Annotated in this window: 15 protein-coding genes; 6 read left to right on the forward strand and 9 right to left on the reverse strand. The window is 72.7% G+C overall.

Going from position 1 to position 21,309, the window contains the following annotated elements:
* The first annotated feature begins 15 nt into the window (after positions 1-15).
* Entirely contained in the window at positions 16-1,641 is a 1,626-nt protein-coding gene (locus POL25_RS11765; RefSeq protein ID WP_272086060.1) for a WD40 repeat domain-containing protein, read from the forward strand.
* Positions 1,642-1,713: 72 nt separating this feature from the next.
* On the opposite strand, the gene POL25_RS11770 is transcribed toward POL25_RS11765, so the two are convergent.
* Positions 1,714-2,649, reverse strand: coding sequence for an LIC_10091 family protein (locus POL25_RS11770; RefSeq protein ID WP_272086061.1), 936 nt, complete (start codon positions 2,647-2,649; stop codon positions 1,714-1,716).
* 37 nt (positions 2,650-2,686) lie between these two features.
* Positions 2,687-2,959, reverse strand: coding sequence for a hypothetical protein (locus POL25_RS11775; protein ID WP_272086062.1), 273 nt, complete (start codon positions 2,957-2,959; stop codon positions 2,687-2,689).
* A 92-nt stretch (positions 2,960-3,051) separates the two neighbouring features.
* Between POL25_RS11775 and POL25_RS11780 the strand changes: the two genes are divergently transcribed.
* Complete coding sequence (locus POL25_RS11780; RefSeq protein WP_272086063.1) at positions 3,052-6,723, forward strand: serine/threonine-protein kinase; 3,672 nt, start codon at positions 3,052-3,054, stop codon at positions 6,721-6,723.
* Positions 6,724-7,219: 496 nt separating this feature from the next.
* Here POL25_RS11780 and POL25_RS11785 read toward each other — a convergent pair whose 3' ends face one another.
* The 5 genes from POL25_RS11785 to POL25_RS11805 all read right to left on the reverse strand — a co-directional run bounded on the left by POL25_RS11785 (position 7,220) and on the right by POL25_RS11805 (position 12,627).
* Complete coding sequence (locus POL25_RS11785; RefSeq protein ID WP_272086064.1) at positions 7,220-7,831, reverse strand: RNA polymerase sigma factor; 612 nt, start codon at positions 7,829-7,831, stop codon at positions 7,220-7,222.
* A 327-nt stretch (positions 7,832-8,158) separates the two neighbouring features.
* Positions 8,159-8,458 (reverse strand): hypothetical protein, encoded by a 300-nt coding sequence (locus POL25_RS11790; RefSeq protein WP_272086065.1) that lies wholly within the window; start codon positions 8,456-8,458, stop codon positions 8,159-8,161.
* Between the two features lie 170 nt (positions 8,459-8,628).
* On the reverse strand, positions 8,629-10,050 hold the full coding sequence (locus POL25_RS11795) for a KamA family radical SAM protein (protein WP_272086066.1): 1,422 nt from the start codon (positions 10,048-10,050) through the stop codon (positions 8,629-8,631).
* A 160-nt stretch (positions 10,051-10,210) separates the two neighbouring features.
* Positions 10,211-11,959 (reverse strand): sensor histidine kinase, encoded by a 1,749-nt coding sequence (locus POL25_RS11800; protein ID WP_272086067.1) that lies wholly within the window; start codon positions 11,957-11,959, stop codon positions 10,211-10,213.
* Complete coding sequence (locus POL25_RS11805) at positions 11,956-12,627, reverse strand: winged helix-turn-helix domain-containing protein (protein WP_272086068.1); 672 nt, start codon at positions 12,625-12,627, stop codon at positions 11,956-11,958. The genes POL25_RS11800 and POL25_RS11805 overlap by 4 nt, the downstream gene beginning before the upstream one ends.
* Positions 12,628-12,771: 144 nt before the next feature.
* On the opposite strand from POL25_RS11805, the gene POL25_RS11810 reads away from it, so the two are divergent.
* From POL25_RS11810 to POL25_RS11825, 4 genes are all read left to right on the forward strand, one after another.
* Positions 12,772-13,773, forward strand: a complete 1,002-nt coding sequence (locus POL25_RS11810) for a peptidase associated/transthyretin-like domain-containing protein (protein ID WP_272086069.1) — start codon at positions 12,772-12,774, stop codon at positions 13,771-13,773.
* A gap of 419 nt (positions 13,774-14,192) precedes the next feature.
* Entirely contained in the window at positions 14,193-15,803 is a 1,611-nt protein-coding gene (locus POL25_RS44245; RefSeq protein ID WP_272086070.1) for a DNA polymerase, read from the forward strand.
* Positions 15,804-15,905: 102 nt separating this feature from the next.
* Complete coding sequence (locus tag POL25_RS11820) at positions 15,906-17,456, forward strand: TldD/PmbA family protein (RefSeq protein WP_272086071.1); 1,551 nt, start codon at positions 15,906-15,908, stop codon at positions 17,454-17,456.
* Complete coding sequence (locus POL25_RS11825) at positions 17,449-18,762, forward strand: TldD/PmbA family protein (protein ID WP_272086072.1); 1,314 nt, start codon at positions 17,449-17,451, stop codon at positions 18,760-18,762. The genes POL25_RS11820 and POL25_RS11825 overlap by 8 nt, the downstream gene beginning before the upstream one ends.
* Before the next feature lie 99 nt (positions 18,763-18,861).
* On the opposite strand, the gene POL25_RS11830 is transcribed toward POL25_RS11825, so the two are convergent.
* Together POL25_RS11830 and POL25_RS11835 are read right to left on the reverse strand one after the other, a co-directional pair.
* Complete coding sequence (locus POL25_RS11830; protein WP_272086073.1) at positions 18,862-19,644, reverse strand: hypothetical protein; 783 nt, start codon at positions 19,642-19,644, stop codon at positions 18,862-18,864.
* Between the two features lie 208 nt (positions 19,645-19,852).
* Complete coding sequence (locus tag POL25_RS11835; protein WP_272086074.1) at positions 19,853-21,034, reverse strand: poly(ethylene terephthalate) hydrolase family protein; 1,182 nt, start codon at positions 21,032-21,034, stop codon at positions 19,853-19,855.
* Positions 21,035-21,309 lie beyond the last annotated feature (275 nt).

Genomic DNA, 21,309 nt, shown 5'->3' on the forward strand with positions numbered 1-21,309 from the left:
GCAACGCCGGTCCCCGTGCCCTCGCGTCACGTTGAGTTCGCCGCCGGGGCGCCCGTGTCGGCCTGGGCCGACGCCAAACGGGCGGTCACGATCGCCGGCGACGGCCCGCCGCAACCCGTCGCCCTCAAGCTCCCGAAGGGCGCCGAGATCACCGGCCTGGCCCTCGCCGACGACGGCGCCCGCCTCGGCGTGCGCGTGACCACGCCCGGCCAGGGCTCGCACATCGTCGTGATCGCGGGAGACGGCACCAGCGTCGCCCACGACGGCTGCGTGGCCGTCGGCTTCGGCGACGCCGGCGAGCTCCACCTCGCGCGCCCGAAAGAGCTCGTGCACCTGTCGCGCACCGGCGAGCCGATCGGCCAGCCGCGCCTGACCGGCGGCTATCTGGCGGCCCAGCTCCGCAGCGACGGCGCGGCCTGCTTCCCCAGCTACGGCCAGGTCCGCGTGGTCCTGCCCGACGGCCGCGTGCATGCCCTCGAAGCCGGCACGGGCGCGGTCGCGGCGACGCGCATGCACCCCACGCTGCCGCTGGTCGCCGGCCAGTGGGTCGACGAGGGCGTGTTCCGCGTGTTCGGATGGGACGACGGCCGCGTGCTGCTCGAGGTCGCCGCGCCGTGGTGTCGCGGCGTGCTGAGCTTCGCGTTCGCCCCCGACGGCGGGGCGGTCGCGGCGATCGGCCCCGGCGCGCACGTCTACTCCCTGACGACCGGCGCCGAGGTGCTGACCTTGCCGGGCGGCCGCGAGATGACCGGCGGCTTCGTCGACGCGACCACGCTGCAAATCGGCGCCGGCCTGCGCACGACCCACCCGCTCGGCGCCCCGGCGACGATCCAGGCGCCGGTGTTCTCGCTGGCGGTCGCGGCGGACGGGCGGCTCGCGCTCGAGCGCGACGGCGGCGTCGAGCTGCGATCGCTCACCACCGGCGAGACGGCGGCCACGCTGCCGGTGACGGGCGCCCAGCGCATCGCGTTCGCCCGCGGCGGCGCGATCGTGATCGTCGCCACCGGCGAGAGCACGCTCGCGCTCGACGCGACGACCGGCGCCGAGCTGTTCCGCCGCCCGCACCTCGGCGAGCTGGGGGCGGATCTCGCCGTCGCGCCCGACGGCGCGAGCTTCGTCGTCGCCGACGCGACGCTGACGCGCGTCGACCTCGACGGCTGGCACCTCACCATCCTCGCCGCCGCCGACACGGGCTTCGCGGCGGTCGCCTGGAGCGGGGCGACGATCACCGCCCGCCGCGGCGAGGCCATCGTCGCCGTCGACGCAAACTCGGGCGCGCTCACAGCCGAGATGACCGTGAGCCCGGGCGCCGGCCCGATCGTCGCCACCGCCGTGTTCGGCGGCTCCTTGCTCGCCGCCACCGACGCGGCCCTGTTCGCCGCCACACTCGCGGGCCCGTCACTGCGCGGCAAGCTGGTCCAGGCCGATCTCGCGGGCCCGGTGGTGGCGAGCCGCGACGGCCAGCGCCTGTTCGTCGCCGTCACCGTCGCCGACGCGAACGAGGCGCGGATCCTCGACCCTTCCTTCGCGCCGCTCGCCCGCTTCCTCGTCGGCGACGTCACGGCCGCCGCCTTCGACGCCGACAGCACCCGGCTGGTCTTCAGCTGCGACGGTCAGCTCGAGCTCGTCGATGTTCCCTGACCCTCATGACATGTCCATGAGAGCATGTTCTCTACGACATGTTCTATTCGACATGTCTTGAAGAAAACATCATCAAGGCTGCGCGCGCCCGGGCTCGACCACGTGGACCCGCCGGCCGACCAGGTGCTCCCCCTTATTGAATCCGCGGATCCGGTAGACCGAGCGCACCTTCGGGTTGTGCGCCCACGCCTGGAAATCGGCGCCCTGCTGCAGGATGTACTCGAACCCCGCGGGCCGGCCCGGCAGCGTGCGCAGCACCTGCCCGCCCGCCAGCGGCAGCCCCTGCACGTTCGCCCGGAACTCCGGCGTGTACAAAAAGTATTGCTCGATGTTCGACAGGTACAGCAGCCCCACGCGCAGCCCCGCGGCCCGCAGCGCCTCGCCGACCGCGTGTACCGTGCCCGCGCGGGTGAAGTCGCCGCGCAGCGCGATCACCCGGCCCGCGCGCACCAGCCCCGCCACCCGCTCGTACAGGCGCGGGTCCGACAGCAGCCATGCGCGGCCCTGGCTCGCCATGTGGCGCTCGAGCTCGGCCAGGCGGCGGGCCACCGCCGGGCGCGCCTCCGTGAAGATCTCGGCCAGCGCCTCGCCGCCGGCCGCCTCGACCAGCGCCCGCGCCTCCGCCTCGCCTGCGGGCGTCCACAGCCGCGAGAACTCGGCCGGCCCTGGCGCCGCCGCGAAGAAGGCGGCGTAGATCCGGTGCAGCGCCACGATCGCCGGGTCGAGATCGATCAACACCAGCGCGCGCGCGTCGGCCCAGGCCGCGAGGATGTAGCCGGGATCGGCCGCCACCGCCACGACCACCTCGCCGACGTCCTGCACCGTGTCGGCGACGAGGTCGAGGTCGCGCTCGTTCGAGGCGAAGTAGTGCAGCCCGTTCGTCAGCGGCCCGGTGTCGCGGTCGGCCGCCAGCGCTCGCGCGGCCGCGGCGAACGCGTCGAAGTCGGCGCGCGCCGGCGCGGGCAACAGCGCGAGGACGAACAGGACCGACGATACGAAGCGACGCACCGCGGCCTTACGCCCCGGCGCTCGCCGTCATTCCGGCTCAGCCGTGGAAGCCGGAGCCGTCCCAGTGGTGCGCCGGATCGGGGTAGAACAGCGCGCCGCCGGTGTCGCGGTACTCCTGGCAGATCAGCACCAGCCACCCGCCGGGCACGCGGGTTCGATACGTCTCGATGTTGTTGCTCGCCGTGAGGCGCTCCCACACCACCTGGGGGCGCTTCATCCCGCGCTCGGTCCAGTAGGTCTCGCTGTTGGGGTCGCCTTCGGACTCGTAGCCGCCCTCGTCATCGCCCCGCATCATGTTGCTGATCGCCATGGCAAGGGCGATGGTGACATAGCCCCGGGGACGCGACCAGGGGGCGCCCACCATTGTCGCGTGCGCCCGGCTTTGGCATCTTCGAGGGCCCCGTGCACAAGGATGCTCCGGCGGACGCCCCCGATGGCGACTCCTTCGCCGCGCAGTTCGCCGCGGCCGAGCCTCCGCGCCCGCGCGAGGCGCCCGCCGAGCACGCGCGCGCCCGCCTGGCGGCCCAGTTGTTCGGCGCCGCCTCGCCGGTCCAGCCCCTCGGGCCCTACGCCGTGCTCCGCGAGCTCGGCCACGGCGCGATGGGCGTGGTGCACGAGGGTCGCGGCCCCGGCGACCAGCAGGTCGCGCTCAAGACCCTGCGCCGGCCCGACCCCGCGGCGATCGCCCGGCTCAAGCGAGAGTTCCGCAACGTCGTCGACGTCGGCCACGCCAACCTCGTCGCCGTCTACGAGCTCGCCCTCGATCCGGCGCGCGGCGAGTGGTACATCGCCATGGAATATGTCCCCGGGGACAGCTGGCTCGCGCACCTGCGCCCCGCCGGCGGTCGCGCCCCCGAGGCCGTCATCCGCGCTGCGCTCGCCCAGCTGTGCTCCGGCGTCTACGCGCTGCACCGCGCCGGCCTGCTGCACCGCGACCTCAAGCCGTCGAACGTGCTCGTCAGCGGCGAGGGTCGGCTCAAGATCGTCGATTTCGGGCTGGCGCAGCTGGCCGACGGCGGCTACGAGGGCCTGGCCGGGACCGCCGGCTACCTCGCACCCGAGCTGCTGGCCGGCGCCCCGCCGTCGCCCGCCAGCGACTGGTTCGCCGTCGGCGTGATGCTCTACGAGGCCCTGTCCGGCCGGCGCCCGCGCGTGCCGCCGGGGCCGACCCCGATCGACGGCGCCCCGGCCGACCTGCTCGCGCTCTGCCGCGACCTCCTGGCCGAGAACCCGGCCGCGCGCCCGAGCGGCCGCGACCTGCTGCTGCGCCTCGGCCTCGACGCCCCGCCGACGCCCTCGCCGGTGTTCGTCGGCCGCGCCGGCGAGCTCGCCACCTGCGTCCGCGCCCTCGAACGCCCCCCGGCGCTGCTCCTCCTGGTCGGCCCCTCCGGCGCCGGCAAGTCGGCCCTGCTGGCCCACCTCGCCGCCGACCTCCGCGACCGCCGCGGCGCCCTCGTCCTCCACGGCCGCTGCTACGCCGGCGAGTCCGTCCCCTACAAAGCGCTCGACGGCGTGGTCGAGGCGCTCGCCAAGCACCTCGAGACATGTCCTGAAAAACATGTCCTATCCACCATGCCCGAAGAGTCAGCCGATCTGCGGCGCGTGTTCCCGGCGCTGCAGCGGGCGGTCGGGGCCACCGGCGGCGCCCTGGCGGCCGGCGCCGTCCCGCGCGAGACCCGGCGGCGCGCCGTCGCGGCGCTGCGGCGGCTCCTGACCGAGCTGGCGCGCGCGCGGCCGATCGTGCTGGCGATCGACGACCTCCAGTGGGGCGACGCCGACTCCGCGCGGCTGCTCGGCGAGCTGCTGGCCCCGCCCGACTCGCCGGCGATCGTCGTCGCCGCCAGCGTGCGCAGCGACGTGCGCCCCACCTCCGCCTTCTTCGCCGAGCTCGACGCCGCCCCGCTCGCCTGCCCGATCCACGAGGTCGCGCTCGCCCCGCTGGGGCCCGCCGACGCCGAGCAGCTGGCCGCCACCATCCTGGCCGAAAGGCCAGGTCGCGGCGACGACCCCGGCCTGCGCCAGCGCCTGGCCGCCGCGATCGCCCGCGAGTCGCAGGGCAGCCCGCTGTTCATCGAGGCCATCGCCCAGCGCCGGGGCGACGCCGCCGCTGACGTCGCTACCTCGCTCGACGGCGCCCTGCAGGCCGAGGTCGCCGCGCTCGAGCCTGGCGAGCGGCACGCGCTCGAGCGCCTGGCCGTCGCCGGTCGGCCGCTGCGCCGCGACCTCGCGCTGCGGCAGGGCCCCGGCGCCGCCGCCCGCGTGCTCGACGGCGCCGCATTGGCGGTCCTCGGCGCGCGCCGGCTGGTCCGCCCGAGCGGCGAGGGCGACAGCGTCGAGACCTACCACGACCGCGTGCGCGAGGTCGTGCTGCTCCGCCTCGGCGCCGCCGAGCGGCGGGCCCACCACCGCGTCCTCGCCCTCGCCCTCGCCGCCGCCCGCGACCCCGACCCTGACGAGCTGGTGCTCCATTTCCACGGCGCCGACGAGCGCGAGCTGGCCTGCGCCTGGGCCCTGCGCGCCGCCGAGCGGGCCGCCGCCGCCCTCGCGTTCGCCCGGGCCGCCGCCCTCTACGAGAAGGCCCTGTCCTGGGGGACATATCCCTCCGAACATGTCCTCAAGTACACTATCGCCCGCGCCGAGGCGCTCGTGCACGCCGGTCGCTGCGCCGAGGCGGCCCCCGTCTACCTCACCGCCGCCGCGCTGGCCCCGACCCGTTTGCAGGAGCTCGAGCTGCGCGGCCGCGCCGTCGAGCACTACCTCGTCTCGGGCCGCGTCGACGCCGGCCTGCGCGTGCTCGGCCCGCTGGCCCACGAGCTCGGCCTGCCGTTCCCGGCCTCCACCGCCGGCACCGTCCTGCGCCTCCTCACCGAGCTCGCGCGCCTCGCCCTCGCCCGCCGCCGGGCCCCGCGCGAGCCGGTCGCCGCCGCCGACGTGCCCGCCGAGCTGCGCCTGCGCATCGACCTCTGCTGGTCCGCCGGCAAGGGCCTCGGCTTCATCGACCCCATCCGCGCCGCCGCGATCTCGGCCCAGGGCCTGCGCCTCGCCCTCGCCAGCGGCGAGCCGCGGCGGATCGCCCGGGCCGCCGCCTACCTCACCATCGTCGACATCAACGCCCCCGACCCGCGCCGGGCCAGCGCCGCCGCCCGCGAGCTGGCCCTCGCCCGCGGCCTCGCCACGCGCCTGTCCGATCCTCACCTCACCGGCCTCACCACCATCCTCACCGGCGTCGCCGCCCTCAACAACGGCCAGTGGCAGCGCGCCCTCGCCGGCGTCGAGGCCGGCGCCGACCTCCTGCGCGCCCGCTGCGTCGGCGTCCACTGGGAGCGGGCCATCGCCCACGCCATGGCGATGCACGCCCTCCTCATGCTCGGCGATTTCGCCGGCCTGCGCGCCCGCGCCGAGACCTGGCAGCACGAGGCCGAGGACATCGGCGACCGCTTCGCCCTCGTCGTCGCCATCCTCTACACCGCCCACGCCGCCCTGGCCGCCGGCGAGCCCGAGCGCGCCCGCGCGGCTGTCCGCAAGGCCCTGTCCTTGTGGACATACGACGGCTTCTCGTTCCAGCACTGGATCGCGCTCGGGATCGAGGTCGGCTGCGACCTCCACGACGGCCGCGGCCGCGACGCCTGGGCCCGGGTCGAGCGGGCCTGGCCGGCGCTGGTGCGCTCGCAGCTGATGCGCATGCAGATCCCCCGCATCGACGCCCGCCGCCTGCGCGCCTGCGCGGCCCTGGCCGCCGCGCGGGCCGGCCAGCCCCACCTGGTGCGCTTCGCCGCCGCCGACGCCGACGCCCTAGCCCGCGAGCGCATCGAGCTGGCCCACGCCAGCGAAGACCTCATCCGCTCCCAGCTCGCGGCCCTCGACGGGCGCCCCGCCGACGCCCTGCTGCGACGCGCCGCCGACCGCTTCGGCGCCGGCCACATGCCGGCCCTCGCCGCGGCCGTGCGCCACGGCGAGGCTCGCCTCGCCGGCCGCGACACTTTTGATGCCGAGCTCGCGCTGGGTCGCTGCGAGATCCGCGACCCGGCCCGCTGGGCCGCGACGGTCGCACCTGCCCTCTACGACATGTTCTGAAGAACATTTCTTCAGAGACATGTCTACTTGAACATGTCTCGAAGTATCTCGGGCCGCACGCGGCCGTGACCGCGTCGCCCCGGGCTGAGCCAATCTCGTCGACGACGCTCGTGCAGCGCCGCGTCGACCGACGCGCGGACCGGGACGCGCTCCAGAGCTCGGCACGCGACCGTCACCGCGTCGCCGAGCTACCGCTCGCATCGAAGCTCGAGGCTGCGGGTGTCGACGAAGCTGCGCCGCGTCGACCGACGCGCTGACAGAGCCGTGCTCCAGAGCTCGGCACGCGACCGTCACCGAGCTAACCGCTCGCATCGAAGCTCGCGCTGCGTCGACCGATGCGCGAGCCGGCCGCCGTCGCAACCTCGGCGACTCGGACCATCCTCCATCTGCAGGCGGGCCCCTCACGGGCATCGACACGCTGTCTCGCCGATCGAGGTCGCGTGACCCCGACCAGCCCTCGCCACCTGTCCCTTGGGACCTGTCCTCTCGCTATCCCTCAGTCCGCATTCGGCAGCGCAGCGACCCACCGGTCGAGGTCGAGGTCGACCTCCGGCAGCCCTGCGAGCGCGTCGCCCGCGGCGAGCTCCGCCATGTGCCGACGCAGCTGCGCCTTGGCGCCCTGCAGCTTGCCCTTGACCGAGCCCAGGCTGACCCCGAGCGCCGCTGCCAGCTCGCTGTGGCTCATGTGCTCCCAGTAGTGGAGCTCGAGCAAGATCTGCAGGTCGAGTGGGATCCGCCGCAGCGCCGCCGCCAGCAGCCGCGCCGCCACGGCCTCGTCGACCAGCCTGCTGGGGCTCGGCCCGAGGTCTTCGAGTGACGTGTGGACCGCGTCGAAGCGCTCGTGCACGTGCTTGCGGTAGTGGGCGTAGAGGATGTTGCGCGCGGTGCCGAAGAGATACGCCCGCACGCTCGTGATCGACTCGCTGGCGATCCGGTCGCGGCCCTCGACGCACGCCAGCATCGTCTGCTGGATCAGGTCCTCGACGTCGCGCGACACCTTGCCGGCGAAGAAGCGGTAAAGGCCGTCGAAGTGGCGTTCGAACAATGCATTGCCGGCCGCGAGGTCCCCCTCTCGCCACCGCCTCAGCAGTTCGCGCTCGTCGTCCACCGCACGCATCGTAGCCGCGTCGCCGACCCGCGTGCCACATCCGAGGAGCCTGCAGGCGCAGGCGCGCAGAGCCCCCTGCTCGCGCACTGACCTGGCCGGAAGGCCAGGTGCGAAAGGCCTCGCGGGAAACCCGCTAGAGCTCGCTTCGCTGCGGATGTCCGCGCCGTTCTGCCGCGTGAACGCGATTATTTGCAGAAAGACAGATCACCGAGCGCGTGGCCATCACTACCTATGTAAACGACAGGACGGCCCATGCCCCCCACCAAGCCCCCGCGAACCTTTGCAGACGCCACACCTCCGCGCGAGGTGTCTGCACCGGAGCTGTCGTCACGGACCTCGCCACCCCCCGAGGTCGACCCTCTGCGCCAGCTCTTCCGTCGTCACGCGAATCACTTTTCTGCCGTCCGCGCCCGGCAGATCCAGCACCGCCTGCGCGACCGCCTCTTCCGCGAAATTCCGGGCGACCCCGAGACCCCCTGAGCACGCCCCGAAGGCCGCGTCTGCGAGAAATCCCCCGCCGCAGCGCTCGTGTTCCCGGTCGTCGAAGTCGTGCGACTTCCGGTCGCGCTCACGATGCCACGCGCCGATATTTCTCCGTGACGCACCGGTGAGGCCTTCACGCCGCACGTCGCGAGCACGACGCGTTATCGCCGAGGCGCGCGCCTCAGCGCTGGCGGTCGCGGGCCGCCGTCGAAGTCGGCGGTCACGCGCCGCCGACACTCTCATGCTCACCTCGCGAGCAACGCGTCGCGCTCGCGCGAGCACGACGCGTTTGCGTCACCGCCGAAGCGCGCGCCTCAGCGCTGGCGGTCGCGGGCCGCCGTGATCGCCTCGCGCACCATCACGTCGTGCTCGCTCGGATCGGCCCAGCGCTTCTGCCCGGCCTCGGGCAGCAGCTCGATCGGGTCGAAGTACAGGTAGAACGCCTCCGCGTTGACGTTGGGGCTGCGGTACACGCTGATGCCCGTCTCGCGGTTGTAGTGCTCGAACGAGTGGCAGTCGCGCTTGCCGCCGCCGCCGGGCGCGTCGACCACGAACGTCGGCGTGTTGAAGCCGGCCGTCAGCCCGCGGACCTGCTTCTCGAGCTCGATCGCCGTGTCGACGGTGGTCCGCAGATCCTCCACGCCCTTCACCAGGTCGTGCACGTACACGTAGTACGCGTGCACGTTCAGGTAGCTCATGCGCTTGATGAGCAGGCGCATCGCCTCGGGCGTGTCGTTGACGCCGCGCTGCAGCACCGACTGGTTGCGCACGAACACCCCGGCGGCGAACAGCCGGTTCATCGCCTTTTGCGTGATCTCCGTCAGCTCGGCCGGGTGGTTGAAGTGCGTGTGCAGCACCACCTCTTTGTGCATCTTGCGCCCGCGCTCGACCACGCCGACCAGCGCGGAGAACCACGCGTCGTCGGTGAGGATCTTCTGCGGCATCACGGCCGGGCCCTTGGTGGCGAAGCGCATGCGCCGGATGTTGGGCATGTCGAGCAGGCGATTGCCGATCGCCTCGATGTGCTCGGCCCGCAGGTTGTAGGCGTCGCCGCCGCTGATGACGATGTCCTCGAGCTCCGGCCGCGACGCCACGTACGCGAACGCCCGCTCCCAGCGGTCTTGCGTCGGCCGCAGGTGCACCTTCTCGACCTGGTCGGTGTCGATGCCGACCGCGTAGCTGCGGGTGCAGAACCGGCAGTAGACCGGGCAGGTGTCGAGCGCCAAAAACAGCGCCTTGTCGGGATAGCGGTGGGTCAGCCCCGCCACCGGCGCGTCAGCCTGCTCGTGCAGCGAGTCGAGGTCGAGCTTGGGATGGTCGGGCAGCAGGCGCGAGCCCAGCGGGATGAACTGCCGGCGCAGCGGATCGGCGTACGGCGTCGACCAGTCGATCAGGCTCAGCAGATACGGCGACACCCGCAGGCTCATCGGCGAGCGATGGAACCCGTCGCGCACGTCGGCGATGAACTCCGGCGCGGCCAGCTCTTGCACCGCCTCGAGCAGCTTGTCGGGCCGCGTGATGGTGTGCTTGGCCTGCCACTTGTGATCGAGGAAAGTGGCCTCGTCGATGTCACGATACGCGGGGATCTTGCGCCAAAACTCGCCGCCGAGGAGCTGCCGGTGGACGAGCGTGGCGGGGTCGACCGGGGGCTTGAGTGCCGGCACCGGCTCGCCGCCGCCGGCCGCGGTGGTCGTCACCACGGGCAATTTGATCGGGCTCGTCGCGCTGCTCTCCATAGCGGACAAGGTGTAGTCGAAAACCCCGCGCGCCGGCACAGAGGCGCGGATCTTCGCCGCAATCGCGCCCAACTCGCGGGCTCCGCTGCGAACCTCGCCACGCGCGAGGGGCCCGCACACCTGTCCACGAAGCGCAACGGCGCACACGCCGGGATCTACCTCACGAGTGCGCTGCGTGCGGAGAATCAGCAGCCTCTGCGCAAACACGCGGGCCGATGAAATCGACCTGCAGCCCACCTCCGGGCGGACTCTCGAACACCAGCCCTATGCCGTGCAGCGCGGCGACGCGGGCCGCGATGTGCAGCCCGAGCCCCTGCCCGTCGGGCGCCCGCGTGCGCGCGGCGTCGCTGCGAAACCCTCGCTCGACCAGCCGCGTCAGCTCGTCCGCCGCCACGCCCGGGCCGTCGTCGACCACGCGCAAGCGGAACCTGTCACCGCCGACACGATCGAGCAGCACCGCCACGTGCCCGCCCGCGCGGTTGTGACGGATCGCGTTGTAGACGACGTTGCTCACCGCCTGCTCGAGCAATGTGACATCGCCTTCGACGTGCAGCGGCGACTCCGGCACCGCGCCGTCGAGCTCGACCTGCAGCCGCCGCGCGATCGGCCGGTGACGCGCCAGCACCCGCTCCACCAGCACGTCCATCGCCACCGGCTCGCGGTGCAGCCGCGGCGCGTCGGCGTCGATCTTGGCCATCACCGCCAGGTTGTGCACGATCGCCGCGATGTAGTGCGCCTCGCCCATCGCCGCCACCACAGCCGCGCGATCGATCGCCGCGCCCGCGCTCGCATTTTCGTTCAGCTCGCTGAGGTGGCCCTGCAGCACCGTCAGGGGGATCATCACGTCGTGCGTGGTGTTGGCCAGGAACTCGCGCAGCGCCGCCTCGCGGCGATCCTTTGCCGTCAGCTGGGCCCGCACCTCGCGGCCCGCGGCCTCGAAGGCGCGCGCGAGCTCACCGACCTCGTCGCTGCCGTCGATCGGCACCGCGCTCGCGTAGCCGGCCGACGCCGAGCGCCGCACCGCCTCGGTGAGCCGGCGGATCCGCCCGACGATCGGCCCCATCGCCAGCAGCACCGCGGCGAACAGCGCCACCAGCGGCGCCAGCCAGATCCGCGTCGGCGGCAGCACCGCGCCCAGCCAGCCCGGCACCGTGCTGCCCTGCGCCAGCACCCGCGCGCACGGCCCCGCCTCCCACGGCATGCGCACCAGCACCTCGACCTCCGCGCTCCACCACGACCGCGCCCACGAACGCGGCCACGTCGCGACCTCCGGCGTCGCGACCTCCGGCGTCGCGACCTCCGAAATCGCGACCTCCGAAGTCGCGACCTCCGAGGTCGCGATCGCCTGCGCCAGCGGCTCCGCGATCGCCGGCGCCGCCGGGTTGGCCGACCGCAGCGCCGCGTCATAAGCGAACAGCACCGCCGGCCGCCCCCGCGGCCGCCCATCGTCGAGCGGCGGCCCCATCTTCGCCTCGCGACCTCGCGAGTCACTCGCCTCCGACTCACGACCTCGCGAGTCACTCGCCTCCGACTCACGACCTCGCGAGTCACTCGCCTCCGACTCACGACCTCGCAAGTCACTCGCCCCCGACTCACGACCTCGCAAGTCACTCGCCCCCGCCGCACCCGACTCACGGCCGCGCGAATCACTCGCCGCGCGCCCTCGCGTTTCACTCGCCTCGCCCGCACCCGGCGGCCCGCGCCCTGGCCCCATCTCGCCGCCCCAGCGGCTCGGATCGGCCTCGCAGCGCTCGCGCCCGCCGGGCTCTTGCATGCGCGCCAGCGCGAAGCCGGCCAGCGCCTCCTCGGCCGCGCGGTGGCGGGCCACCGCGTCGAACAGCACCAGCACCACGATCATCGGGATCGTCACCGCGATCGTCGTCAGCGCCAGGCGCAATCGCAGCTTCATGCGGCTGGCTCCGCGCGCAGGCGATAGCCGATGCCCCACACCGTCTCGATGCACTCCTCCGGCGCCAGCTTCTTGCGCAGCCGCGACGCGTGGACGTCGAGCGTGCGCTCGCTGCCCTCGCGCTCGGGCCCCAGCACCTGCTCCGCAAGCCACGCCCGCGTCACCGCCGCTCCCGGACGGCGGGCCAGCGCCGCCAGAAAATCGAACTCGACCCGCGTCAGCTCGACCGCCCGCCCGCGCACCTGCACCGCTCGCCGCGCCCGATCGATCGTCAGCGCCCCGATCGTCAGCGCATCGTCGCGCTGCAGCGTCGGCCGGCGCAGCCGCGCCCGCACCCGCTCGACCAGTTCCTCCGGCCAGAACGGCTTCGTCATGTAGTCGTCGGCCCCGAGCTTGAGCGCGCCGACCTTGTCCATCGTGTCGGCGCGGGCGCTCAGCACCAGCACCGGCACGTCGGCGCGGGCCCGCAGGTCGCGGAGGATGTCGAGCCCGTGGGCCCCCGGCAGCATCAGATCGAGGATCACCAGCGACAGCCCGGCCGCGTCCTCCGGCGCGATCGTCTTGCCCTCCGTCCACCACGTCGGGTCGAAGCCCGCGCGGCGCAGGTGCAGCACGATCTGCCGCCCCAGCTCGCGGTCGTCCTCGATGACCAGCACGCGCTCCGCCACGCGTCAGTGATTCTCGATCCGCCCGCCCCGCGCAACGCCGCCCCACGTGAGCCGCCTGCACGACGCCGCTTGGGGTTCGCCCGCGACCTGCAACATTTGCTTAAGATCCCTCGCCTATCCTTTGCGACGAGGGGGAGCAACACCATGAAAGCGCATTCCATCAATCGACGGCCCACGCGGCGCGAATTCGCGCTCGGCGCTCTCGGCGGCGCCGCGGCCACCGTCCTGGTCGCCTGCGGCGACTCGAGCAGCGGCGACACCGACACCACCACCGGCACCACCGGCGACGACACCACCGGCACCACCGGCACCACCGGCACCACCGACCCGACCTCGACCTCGACCCCGACCACCGGCACCACGGACGACACCACCGGCGACACCACCGGCACCGCGTGCGGCGAGGCCACCGCGTGGGCCACCGGCGGCACCGCGGCGATGACGATGAAGCACTGCTACCCCGACCCGTTCGCCGGTGGCGTCAAAGAGTGCGTGCTGATGTGCGAGACGACCCAGGGTCCGTGCACGGCCGACACGATCGAGCGCCAGGACGTGAGCGAGGGCTTCGCCGGCCTGCCGGTCCGCCTCGCGCTGCTGCTGGTGACGGCCGAGACGTGCGAGCCGATCGCCGACGCGAAGGTGGAGATCTGGCACACCCAGCGCACGGGCGTGTACTCGGGCGTGACGCCGAGCGGGGCGTTCTGCTACGGCGACGATCCCGACGCCGTGAACTACCTGTATTTCCGCGGCACGCAGACGACCGGGAGCGACGGCCGCGTCGACTTCGATACCTGCTTCCCGGGCTGGTACAACGGCCGCGCGGTCCACATCCATTTCCGCGTGTACCTGGCCGCCGAGCTTTACATCACCTCGCAGCTGTTCTTCGGCGACGACCTCAACGCCGAGATCTTCGCCGACCACCCCGAGTACAGCGAGTTCGGCCAGCCCGACACCACCAACACCTCGGACAACATCATCGGCGGCGAGGACGACAAGACCAATTATCTGTGCACCGTCGCCCGCATGCCCGACGGCGCCATGCTCGCGTCGAAGGTGATCGCCATCCGCTCGTCGCTCGACCAGGCCACCTGCCAGACCCAGGGCGGCGGCATGGGCGGCATGATGCCGCCGCCGCCGATGCCTTGAGCGCGCGGTGATTTCGCCGAGCCGCGAGGGCACGCGCTGGCGAGGTCGACGCGAGCACGAGCTCGCGACCTCGCCACCTCGCAGCTGACGCGCTCACGCTCTCGTGCGCTGCGAGAGCACGACCTCGCAACCTCGCGAAGTCACCTCGCAACCCCGCGAAGTCACAGCCCTCGCCACCTCGCAGCCTCGACGCGCTCACGCTCTCGTGCGCTGCGAGATCACGCCCTCGCAACCCCGCGAAGTCACGGCCCGCGACCCTCGCCGAGATCACGGCCTCGCCGGTCTTGCGAGATCGCTACCTCGCCCGACGCGCAGTCCCTCCGCTCGCCCCAGCGCGATCGCCGACCCGCCCGCCTCCGCCGCCTCGCGGGCGCGTGCGCCGTCGAAGCTCGCGGCCGCTCGCGCTACACTGCCGGCTCGTGACCGCGAACCCCAGCGAGGACGTGCTCGACGTCGCGGCCTTGCGCCGCGCCGCCGAGGCGCTCGCTGGCAGCCCGGTGCTCGGCGTCGCCGTCGTGCTCGCCGCCCCGCACCCCGACACCCCGCGCGAGGCCGCCGGCGATCCGCGGCGCGTCCGCGTCGACTTGCTCGCCCTCGCCGACGAGCGTCACACCTTCGTCGTCCACTGCAACTGCTTCTCGCCCGGCGACCTGCGCCTGCTCGCGCCGGTGCTGGCCGGCCCGTACGTCGTCTTCCCCGACGCCCAGTTTCATCTCACTGCCCTCGCCGGCCTCGGCCTGGCCGTCACGCGGGTCGGCTGCACGCGCACCGCCGCCACCTTGCTGGCCGAGGGGGTCATCGCCCGCCACGACGAGCTCGAGATCGCCGCCCTGGCCCGGCGTCACCTCGGCGGCCCCGGCCTGCCCGGCGAATGGCTCTCGGGACAGGTCCTCCCGGCCTGGTCGCGCCTCGAGGTCGTCGCCGCCGCCGCCGCCGCCGCGCCCGCCCTGCTGCGCGTCCTCACCCCCGAGCTGCGGGCCCGCGGCCTCTCGCGCGCCTACGAGCTCGAGTGCAAGCTGCTGCCCGCCGTGGTCGCCATGGAGGCCGCCGGGATCGCCGTCGACGGCCCGCGCTGGAACACCATCGCCGACGGCTGGCGCGCCGAGCTGCAGGTCACCGAGGCGCCCGAGCGCAAGGCCCAGCTCGAGAAGCTGGTCTCGACCTACGCCCACTGGCCGCGCGAGCACCTCGGCGACGACGGCCGCATGCGCACGCACCTGCACCCGCTGGCGACCGACTCGGGCCGGTTCGCCTGCAGCCAGCCCAACCTGCAGCAGGTGCCCTCCGAGCACACCGCCCCTGGCCTGCGCGCCTGCTTCCGCGCCGAGCCGGGCCACGTGCTGGTGGTCGCCGACTACGCGCAGATCGAGCTGCGCGTCGCGGCCCACCTGGCGCCGTGCCCGGCCATGCAGGCGGTCTTTCACGCCGGCCGCGACCCTCACCGGGCGACCGCGGCCACGCTCGCACGCAAGCCCGAGGCCGAGGTCACCGCCCACGAGCGCAAGCTCGCCAAGGCCGTCAACTTCGGGTTCCTGTTCGGCATGGGCGCGCGCCGCTTCCAGGACTATGCCGAGGCCAGCTACGGCCTCGCGCTCGACCTCGCCGCCGCCGAGCGCGCCCGCGAGGCCTTCTTCGCCACCTTCCCCGGGATCGCCGCCTGGCACCGCAAGGTCTCGGCCTTGCAGCCCCGCAGCGCCCGCGAGGACCAGACCGTGCGCACCGCCATGGGCCGGCGCAAGCGCTTTTTGGCCGGCAAGTTCAGCTTCAACGCCGCCCTCAACATCCCCGTGCAGGGCACCGCCGCCGAGGGCTTCAAGAAGGCCATGACCGCGCTCCACCCGGCCCTCGCCGAGCTGGGCGGGCGCGGCATCCTCTGCGTCCACGACGAATACCTGGCCGAGGTCCCCGAGGAGCACGGCGAGGCGGCCCGGGCGCTGGTCCAGCAGGTCATGCAGGACGCCATGGCCGAGGTCGTGACCTCGGTGCCGATCGTCGTCGACAGCCGGGTCGCGGCCAGCTGGGCCGAGTGATTTTGCCGCGCGCTGCCCACCGGCCACATCCATTTTTGCGCGGCGAAACCTCACGCCCCTCCCCTGTTTCCAAGCACGCCAGCACCCACTCGGAGCCCCTTCATGCAACAGACCCTGTCCCGCCGCTCGTTCGCGGCTCTCTCGACCCTCGGCCTCGGGCTCCCGGGCTTGCTCGGCGGCTGCCGAGGGACCACAAAGGCCGGGAGCACCACCATGATCCCCGGTGAACAAGCCCCCCTCGCCGACCACCTCGGGTGGTTCTCCGTCGACAAGCCCACGATCGCGCGCGTCATGACCGAGTTGACCGCGCGCGGCGCCGACGCTGCCGACCTCTACTTTCAGTACAGCCGCGACAACTCGATCACGATGGAGGACGGCATCATCAGCCGCGCCAGCTCGTCGGTCGACCAGGGCGTCGGCCTGCGCGTGGTCGTCGGCGACCAGACCGGCTACGCCTTCACCGAGGACCTCTCGCTCGAGGCGATGCTGGCGGCGGCGCGCACGGCGGCGGGCATCGCCCACAGCGGCGCGGCGCACGCCCCGGTCGAGTTCAAGCAGCGCTCGCGGCCCAGCTACTACACGCTGAGCCAGCCGTGGGCCGAGGTGCAGACGGTGCAGAAGCTGCCGCGCATCGAGCAGCTGGCCGCGCTGGCGCGCAAGGGCGACCCGTCGATCCACAAGGTCACGGTCAGCTGGGCCGACGGCGAGGAGCTGGTCCTCATCGCCGACATGCACGGCAACGTCCACACCGACATCCGGCCGATGACGCGCCTGTGGTGCATGTTGACCGCCAAGAAGGGCGACGTCACCCAGAGCAACAGCGCCAACCTGGCCGGGCGCCACGGGTTCGAGTGGTACACCGACGAGCGGCTCGAGTTCCTGGCCAAGGAGGCGGTGGCGCGCACGATGGTGCTGTTCGACGCCAAGCGCCCGCCGGCCGGCGAGATGCCGGTGGTGCTGGCGGCCGGCGCCAGCGGCATCCTCCTGCACGAGGCGATCGGCCACGGCATGGAGGCCGACTTCAACCGCAAGAACACCAGCATCTACGCCAGCATGATCGGCAAGAAGGTCGCGCCCGACTTCGTCACGATCGTCGACGACGCGACCCAGCCGGGCGAGCGCGGCGCGCTCAACGTCGACGACGAGGGCAACGCGGTCGAGAAGACCGTGCTCGTCGACCACGGCGTGATGGCGTCGTACCTGCACGACAGCATCAGCGCCAAGCACTACAAGGTCAAGGCGACCGGCTCGGGCCGGCGCGAGTCGTTCCGCCACTCGCCGATGCCGCGCATGCGCAGCACGTACATGGAGAACGGCCCGCACACGCGCGAAGAGATCATCGCCTCGGTCAAGAAGGGCATCATCGCCGAGACCTTCACCAACGGTCAGGTCCAGATCGGCGCCGGCGACTTCACCTTCTACATCAAGAACGGCTGGCTCATCGAGGACGGCAAGATCACCGCCCCGATCAAGGACATCAACATCATCGGCAACGGCCCCGAGGCGCTGCGCAACGTCACCATGGTGGCGAACGACTGCAAGCTCGACTTCGGCGGCTGGACCTGCGGCAAGGACGGCCAGAGCGTGCCGGTCTCGCAGGGCCTGCCCACCACTCTGGTCTCGAAGATGACCGTCGGAGGCGAGAATGTCTGACCTGTTGCAGAGCGCCAAGACAGCCATCGACCTGGCCAAAAAGTCAGGTGCGCAGGACGCCTGGGCCGCGGTCTCGCGCGACCGCTCGGTGTCCCTGACCTACCGCGACGGCAAGGTCGAGAAGGTCGAGGAGAGCACCTCCCGCGGCCTCGGCATCAGCCTCTACGTCGACGGCCGCTACTCGTCGCACAGCACCACCGACCTCCGCCCCGACCGCCTGGCCGGCTTCATCAAGGAGGCGGTCGCGCTGACCCGCGTGCTGCAGCCCGACCCCTTCCGCGTGATCCCCGACCCCGCGCTGTTCAAGGACCGGCCCACCGCCAACCTCGAGCGCGTCGACCCGAGCGTCGCCAAGCTGACCCGCGAGCAGCGCGAAGCCTGGGCCGCCGAGATGGACGCCAAGGCCCACTCCGACAAGCGCGTCATCTCGGCCGAGAGCAACCTGTTCAGCGGCGAGTCGCAGGGCGCGGCCGCCAGCAGCAACGGCTTCGACGGCACCTGGGACGGCAGCTACGTCGGCTACTCGTGCACCGCGACGGTCCGCGAGGGCGAGGACAAGCGCCCCGAGGGCTCGGGGCACGCGGTCGGCCGGTTCCTGGCCGGCCTGCCCGAGCCGGCGGCCGTGGCCGCGCTGGCGCTGCAGCGGGCGATCGACCGCCTCGGCAGCGCCAAGGGCCCGACGGTGCGCACGACGATGGTGGTCGACCCGGAGGCGGCGGTCTCGCTGATCTCGCGCGCGCTCGGGCCGATGTCGGCGGCGTCGATCCAGCAGGGCCGCTCCTACCTGGCCGGCAAGCAGGGCCAGAAGGTGTTCGGCGACAAGCTGACCGTCACCGACGACCCGCTGGTGCCGCGCGGCCTGAGCTCGCGTCACTTCGACGGCGAGGGCATCTCGGCCAAGCGCATGCCGCTCGTCGAGGCCGGCGTGGTCCGCAACTACTACGTCGACACCTACTACGGCCGGAAGCTCGGCATGGCGCCGACCACCGGCTCGGCCAGCAACCGCGTGGTCGGCCTCGGCGACAAGTCGCTCGCCGCCCTCATCGGCGACGTCCAGGACGGCATCTACGTGACCTCCTGGCTCGGCGGCAACAGCGACGCGACCACCGGCGACTTCTCGCTCGGCCTCCGCGGCCACCAGATCAAGGGCGGCAAGATCGGCGCGCCCATCGGCGAGATGAACGTCACCGGCAACCTCGCCGCCCTGTTCGCCAAGCTCGCCCTGGTCGGCAACGACCCCTACCCGTACTCGAGCCTGCGCGCCCCGACCCTCGTGTTCGAGGACGTGCAGTTCAGCGGGACCTGATCCGAAGGACCTGCCCGAAGGGGCCTGTCTGAAGGGGCCTGTCCGGATGGACAGGTCCCTTTCGTCATGCCCTGGAGGACATGTCCTGCGACGCCGCGCTCAGCCGCCCGGGCAGCGCGGCTCGCCGGTGCGCATGTCGATCGCGGAGCCGAGCGGCTGCCAGCCCGGCTGGTCGGGGAAGCAGCCGCTGCGGAGCTGCCACATCACGCCGCGTGGGTCGCGGGCACGACTCATCGCGTCGGTGCACAGCTCGGCGCGCGTGCAGCCGGCGAGGGTCAGGGGCTCACGGCAGTTCGGATACCCGTGGACCTCGCCGCAGAACGCGTGCGCCTGGCACTGGTCGACCCGCAGGCGCCCGCAGTCGCAGAACTCGCGGTCGTCGTCGGCGCAGCTCACCGAGACCATGCGGACCTGCGGCAGCGCCATCGCCCCGCGCACCTGCGGATGGGTCGCCACCACCAGCACGCTCCACAGTGAAGACCTGGCGTAGATCTCCCGCGCCCCGTCGGCCCGCAGGCGGTCCATCACCCGCTCCCGCCGCTCCAGCTTCTCGGCCTCGGTGTAGGCGACCTGATCGCCGCGGTCGTCGGTCCAGTACTCGTCGAACACCAGGGTCCAGGCGAAGCGCACCTGCGGGTGCGCGCGCGCTTGCAGGCAGCGCGCGAGGTAGGTCGGCGCGTGGCACTTCGCCTCGACGTCGCCCGGCGCGAGCTCGGCGCTGACCAGCAGCGACGGGTCGACGCCGACCGGCTCGACGAGCTCCGGCTCGCCCGCCGGCGACGCCCCGGTCGGCGGCGCCTCGGTGCGCGAGGGCTCGCCCGTGCGCGCGCACGCCAGCGCGAGGCCCAGCCAGCCGACCACCGCCCGCACCTCCGGCCTCACGAGCGCTCTCCCATACCGACGACCGTACCACCGAACCCCGCGGCCCGCGTCGGACGCGGATCGGCGGCGCTCCCGACCGCTCCGGGCACCTCTCCTCGACGCCACCGGTCTCCAGCGCCTGACAGCCGAACAGCGACCGATCGAACTCGAAGTCCCCCGGATGTCTCGAAGGACATGCCCCAACGTGCATGTCTCATTCGCAGTCGAGTCACTTCTCGGCGATCGTGACGAGCCCGGTGTCGACGTAGCGCTGCTGCGCCTCGGCGCCGGTCAGGTAGGTGTCGTAGCCGGGAGCGTCGCGCAGCCATCGCCCGAAGTAGGCGACCACGTAGGCGCGCGCGAGGTCGTTGACGACCGCGTTGGCGAGGGTCGGCTGCTGGCAGAACGAGCAGGTGATCCCACACGAGGCGACGTCGTCGAGGAAGCTCATGTGATTGGCGCCGTTGACGGTCACCTGCAGGGCCGGGGCGTTGGCCTCGGCGTAGAAGGTCGTGAAGTTCTCGGCCGCCGGGGCGCAGGCCATGAAGCCGGCGGTGTCGAGGGTCTCGCCGAGGAAGCCGAGCGGGATGGCGATCGGCAGCATCGCGCTGGCGTCGGGGCACGCCTGCATGTTCGGGCACATGTTGGCGCCGTCGACGGGATCGAGGGTGAGCGAGGCCTTGACGCGGGCGTCGTACATGGCAGCGAGCACGGAGATCTTGCCGCCGAGAGAGTGCCCGGTGGTGCCGACGTTGTTGAGGTCGGAGATGTCCCCGAGGACAGGATGCTCGCCGGCCCAGTCGAGCGCGGCCAGCACCTGCTTGGCGTTGGCGACGTGGTCGACGGTGCCGAAGATGTAGCCGGCGTGGTCGACGTTGAGGACCACGTAGCCGTGCGACGCGAGCCGCGTGGCGTAGCCGGTGTACTGCGTCGGCGGCAGGTTGAAGCCGTGGGCGATCGTCACCACCGGGTACGGTCCGGCCTCGGGCCCCGACGTCGGGTAGTGCGCGGTGACGCCGATCATCTCACCGTCGACGTCGATCTCGCCCGCGAGCTCGTCGAACTGCCACGGCCCGTCCTGGTCCGGATCGTGGACCTCGCCGTCCGGCTCGCCAGTGGTGCCGTCGGTCGTGGTCGAACCAGTCGTATCGGGACCGGTCGTGGCCGCGGTCGTCGAGGTCGGTCCGCTCTCGGTGGTCGGCCCGTCGGTCGTCGTCGTCGTCGTCGTCGTGCCACTCGTCCCGGTCGGGCTCGTCGTCGCAGTGGTCGGCTCGTCCCCGGTGGTGCTGCCGGTACCGACCCCGGTGCTCGTGCCGGTGCTCGAACCAGGGTCGGAGTCCGTGCCCGACGACGTCCCGCCGCCGTTGCACGCGATTGTGAGGACAAGGAGAGTGAGGACGGACCGCTGCATGACGCCACGTCTAGCGGCCGCCCCCCTGGCGAGCAATCGCGCAACGCTCACGAAAGGCCGCCAAATCCCCGGTACAGCGCCGTTTCGCCGGCCCCCCGGCGTGGCCTTTGGGCGGCACCGCGTTCATCGTCCCGGCCGCGCCGCCGGGCCAATCGCCGCACCGGCGAGCGCGCGCGAGGTCTGGACGCCACGTCGATCGAGTTTCGCGTAGATTCGCCGGTCACCCCCGCGAACTGCCGTGCACGGTCCGGTCGCGGGCGGCCCGGTCGAACCTA

The organism is Nannocystis bainbridge (assembly GCF_028368995.1).
GTDB classification, from domain to species: domain Bacteria; phylum Myxococcota_A; class Polyangia; order Nannocystales; family Nannocystaceae; genus Nannocystis; species Nannocystis bainbridge.

Bases quoted from the DNA above. Each gene is read 5' to 3' on its own strand.
- POL25_RS11775 (WP_272086062.1), bottom strand. From the start codon at position 2,959: ATGGCGATCAGCAACATGATGCGGGGCGATGACGAGGGCGGCTACGAG.
- POL25_RS11795 (WP_272086066.1), bottom strand. From the start codon at position 10,050: ATGGAGAGCAGCGCGACGAGCCCGATCAAATTGCCCGTGGTGACGACC.
- POL25_RS11800 (WP_272086067.1), bottom strand. From the start codon at position 11,959: ATGAAGCTGCGATTGCGCCTGGCGCTGACGACGATCGCGGTGACGATC.
- POL25_RS11810 (WP_272086069.1), top strand. From the start codon at position 12,772: ATGAAAGCGCATTCCATCAATCGACGGCCCACGCGGCGCGAATTCGCG.
- POL25_RS11820 (WP_272086071.1), top strand. From the start codon at position 15,906: ATGCAACAGACCCTGTCCCGCCGCTCGTTCGCGGCTCTCTCGACCCTC.
- POL25_RS11825 (WP_272086072.1), top strand. From the start codon at position 17,449: ATGTCTGACCTGTTGCAGAGCGCCAAGACAGCCATCGACCTGGCCAAA.
- POL25_RS11835 (WP_272086074.1), bottom strand. From the start codon at position 21,034: ATGCAGCGGTCCGTCCTCACTCTCCTTGTCCTCACAATCGCGTGCAAC.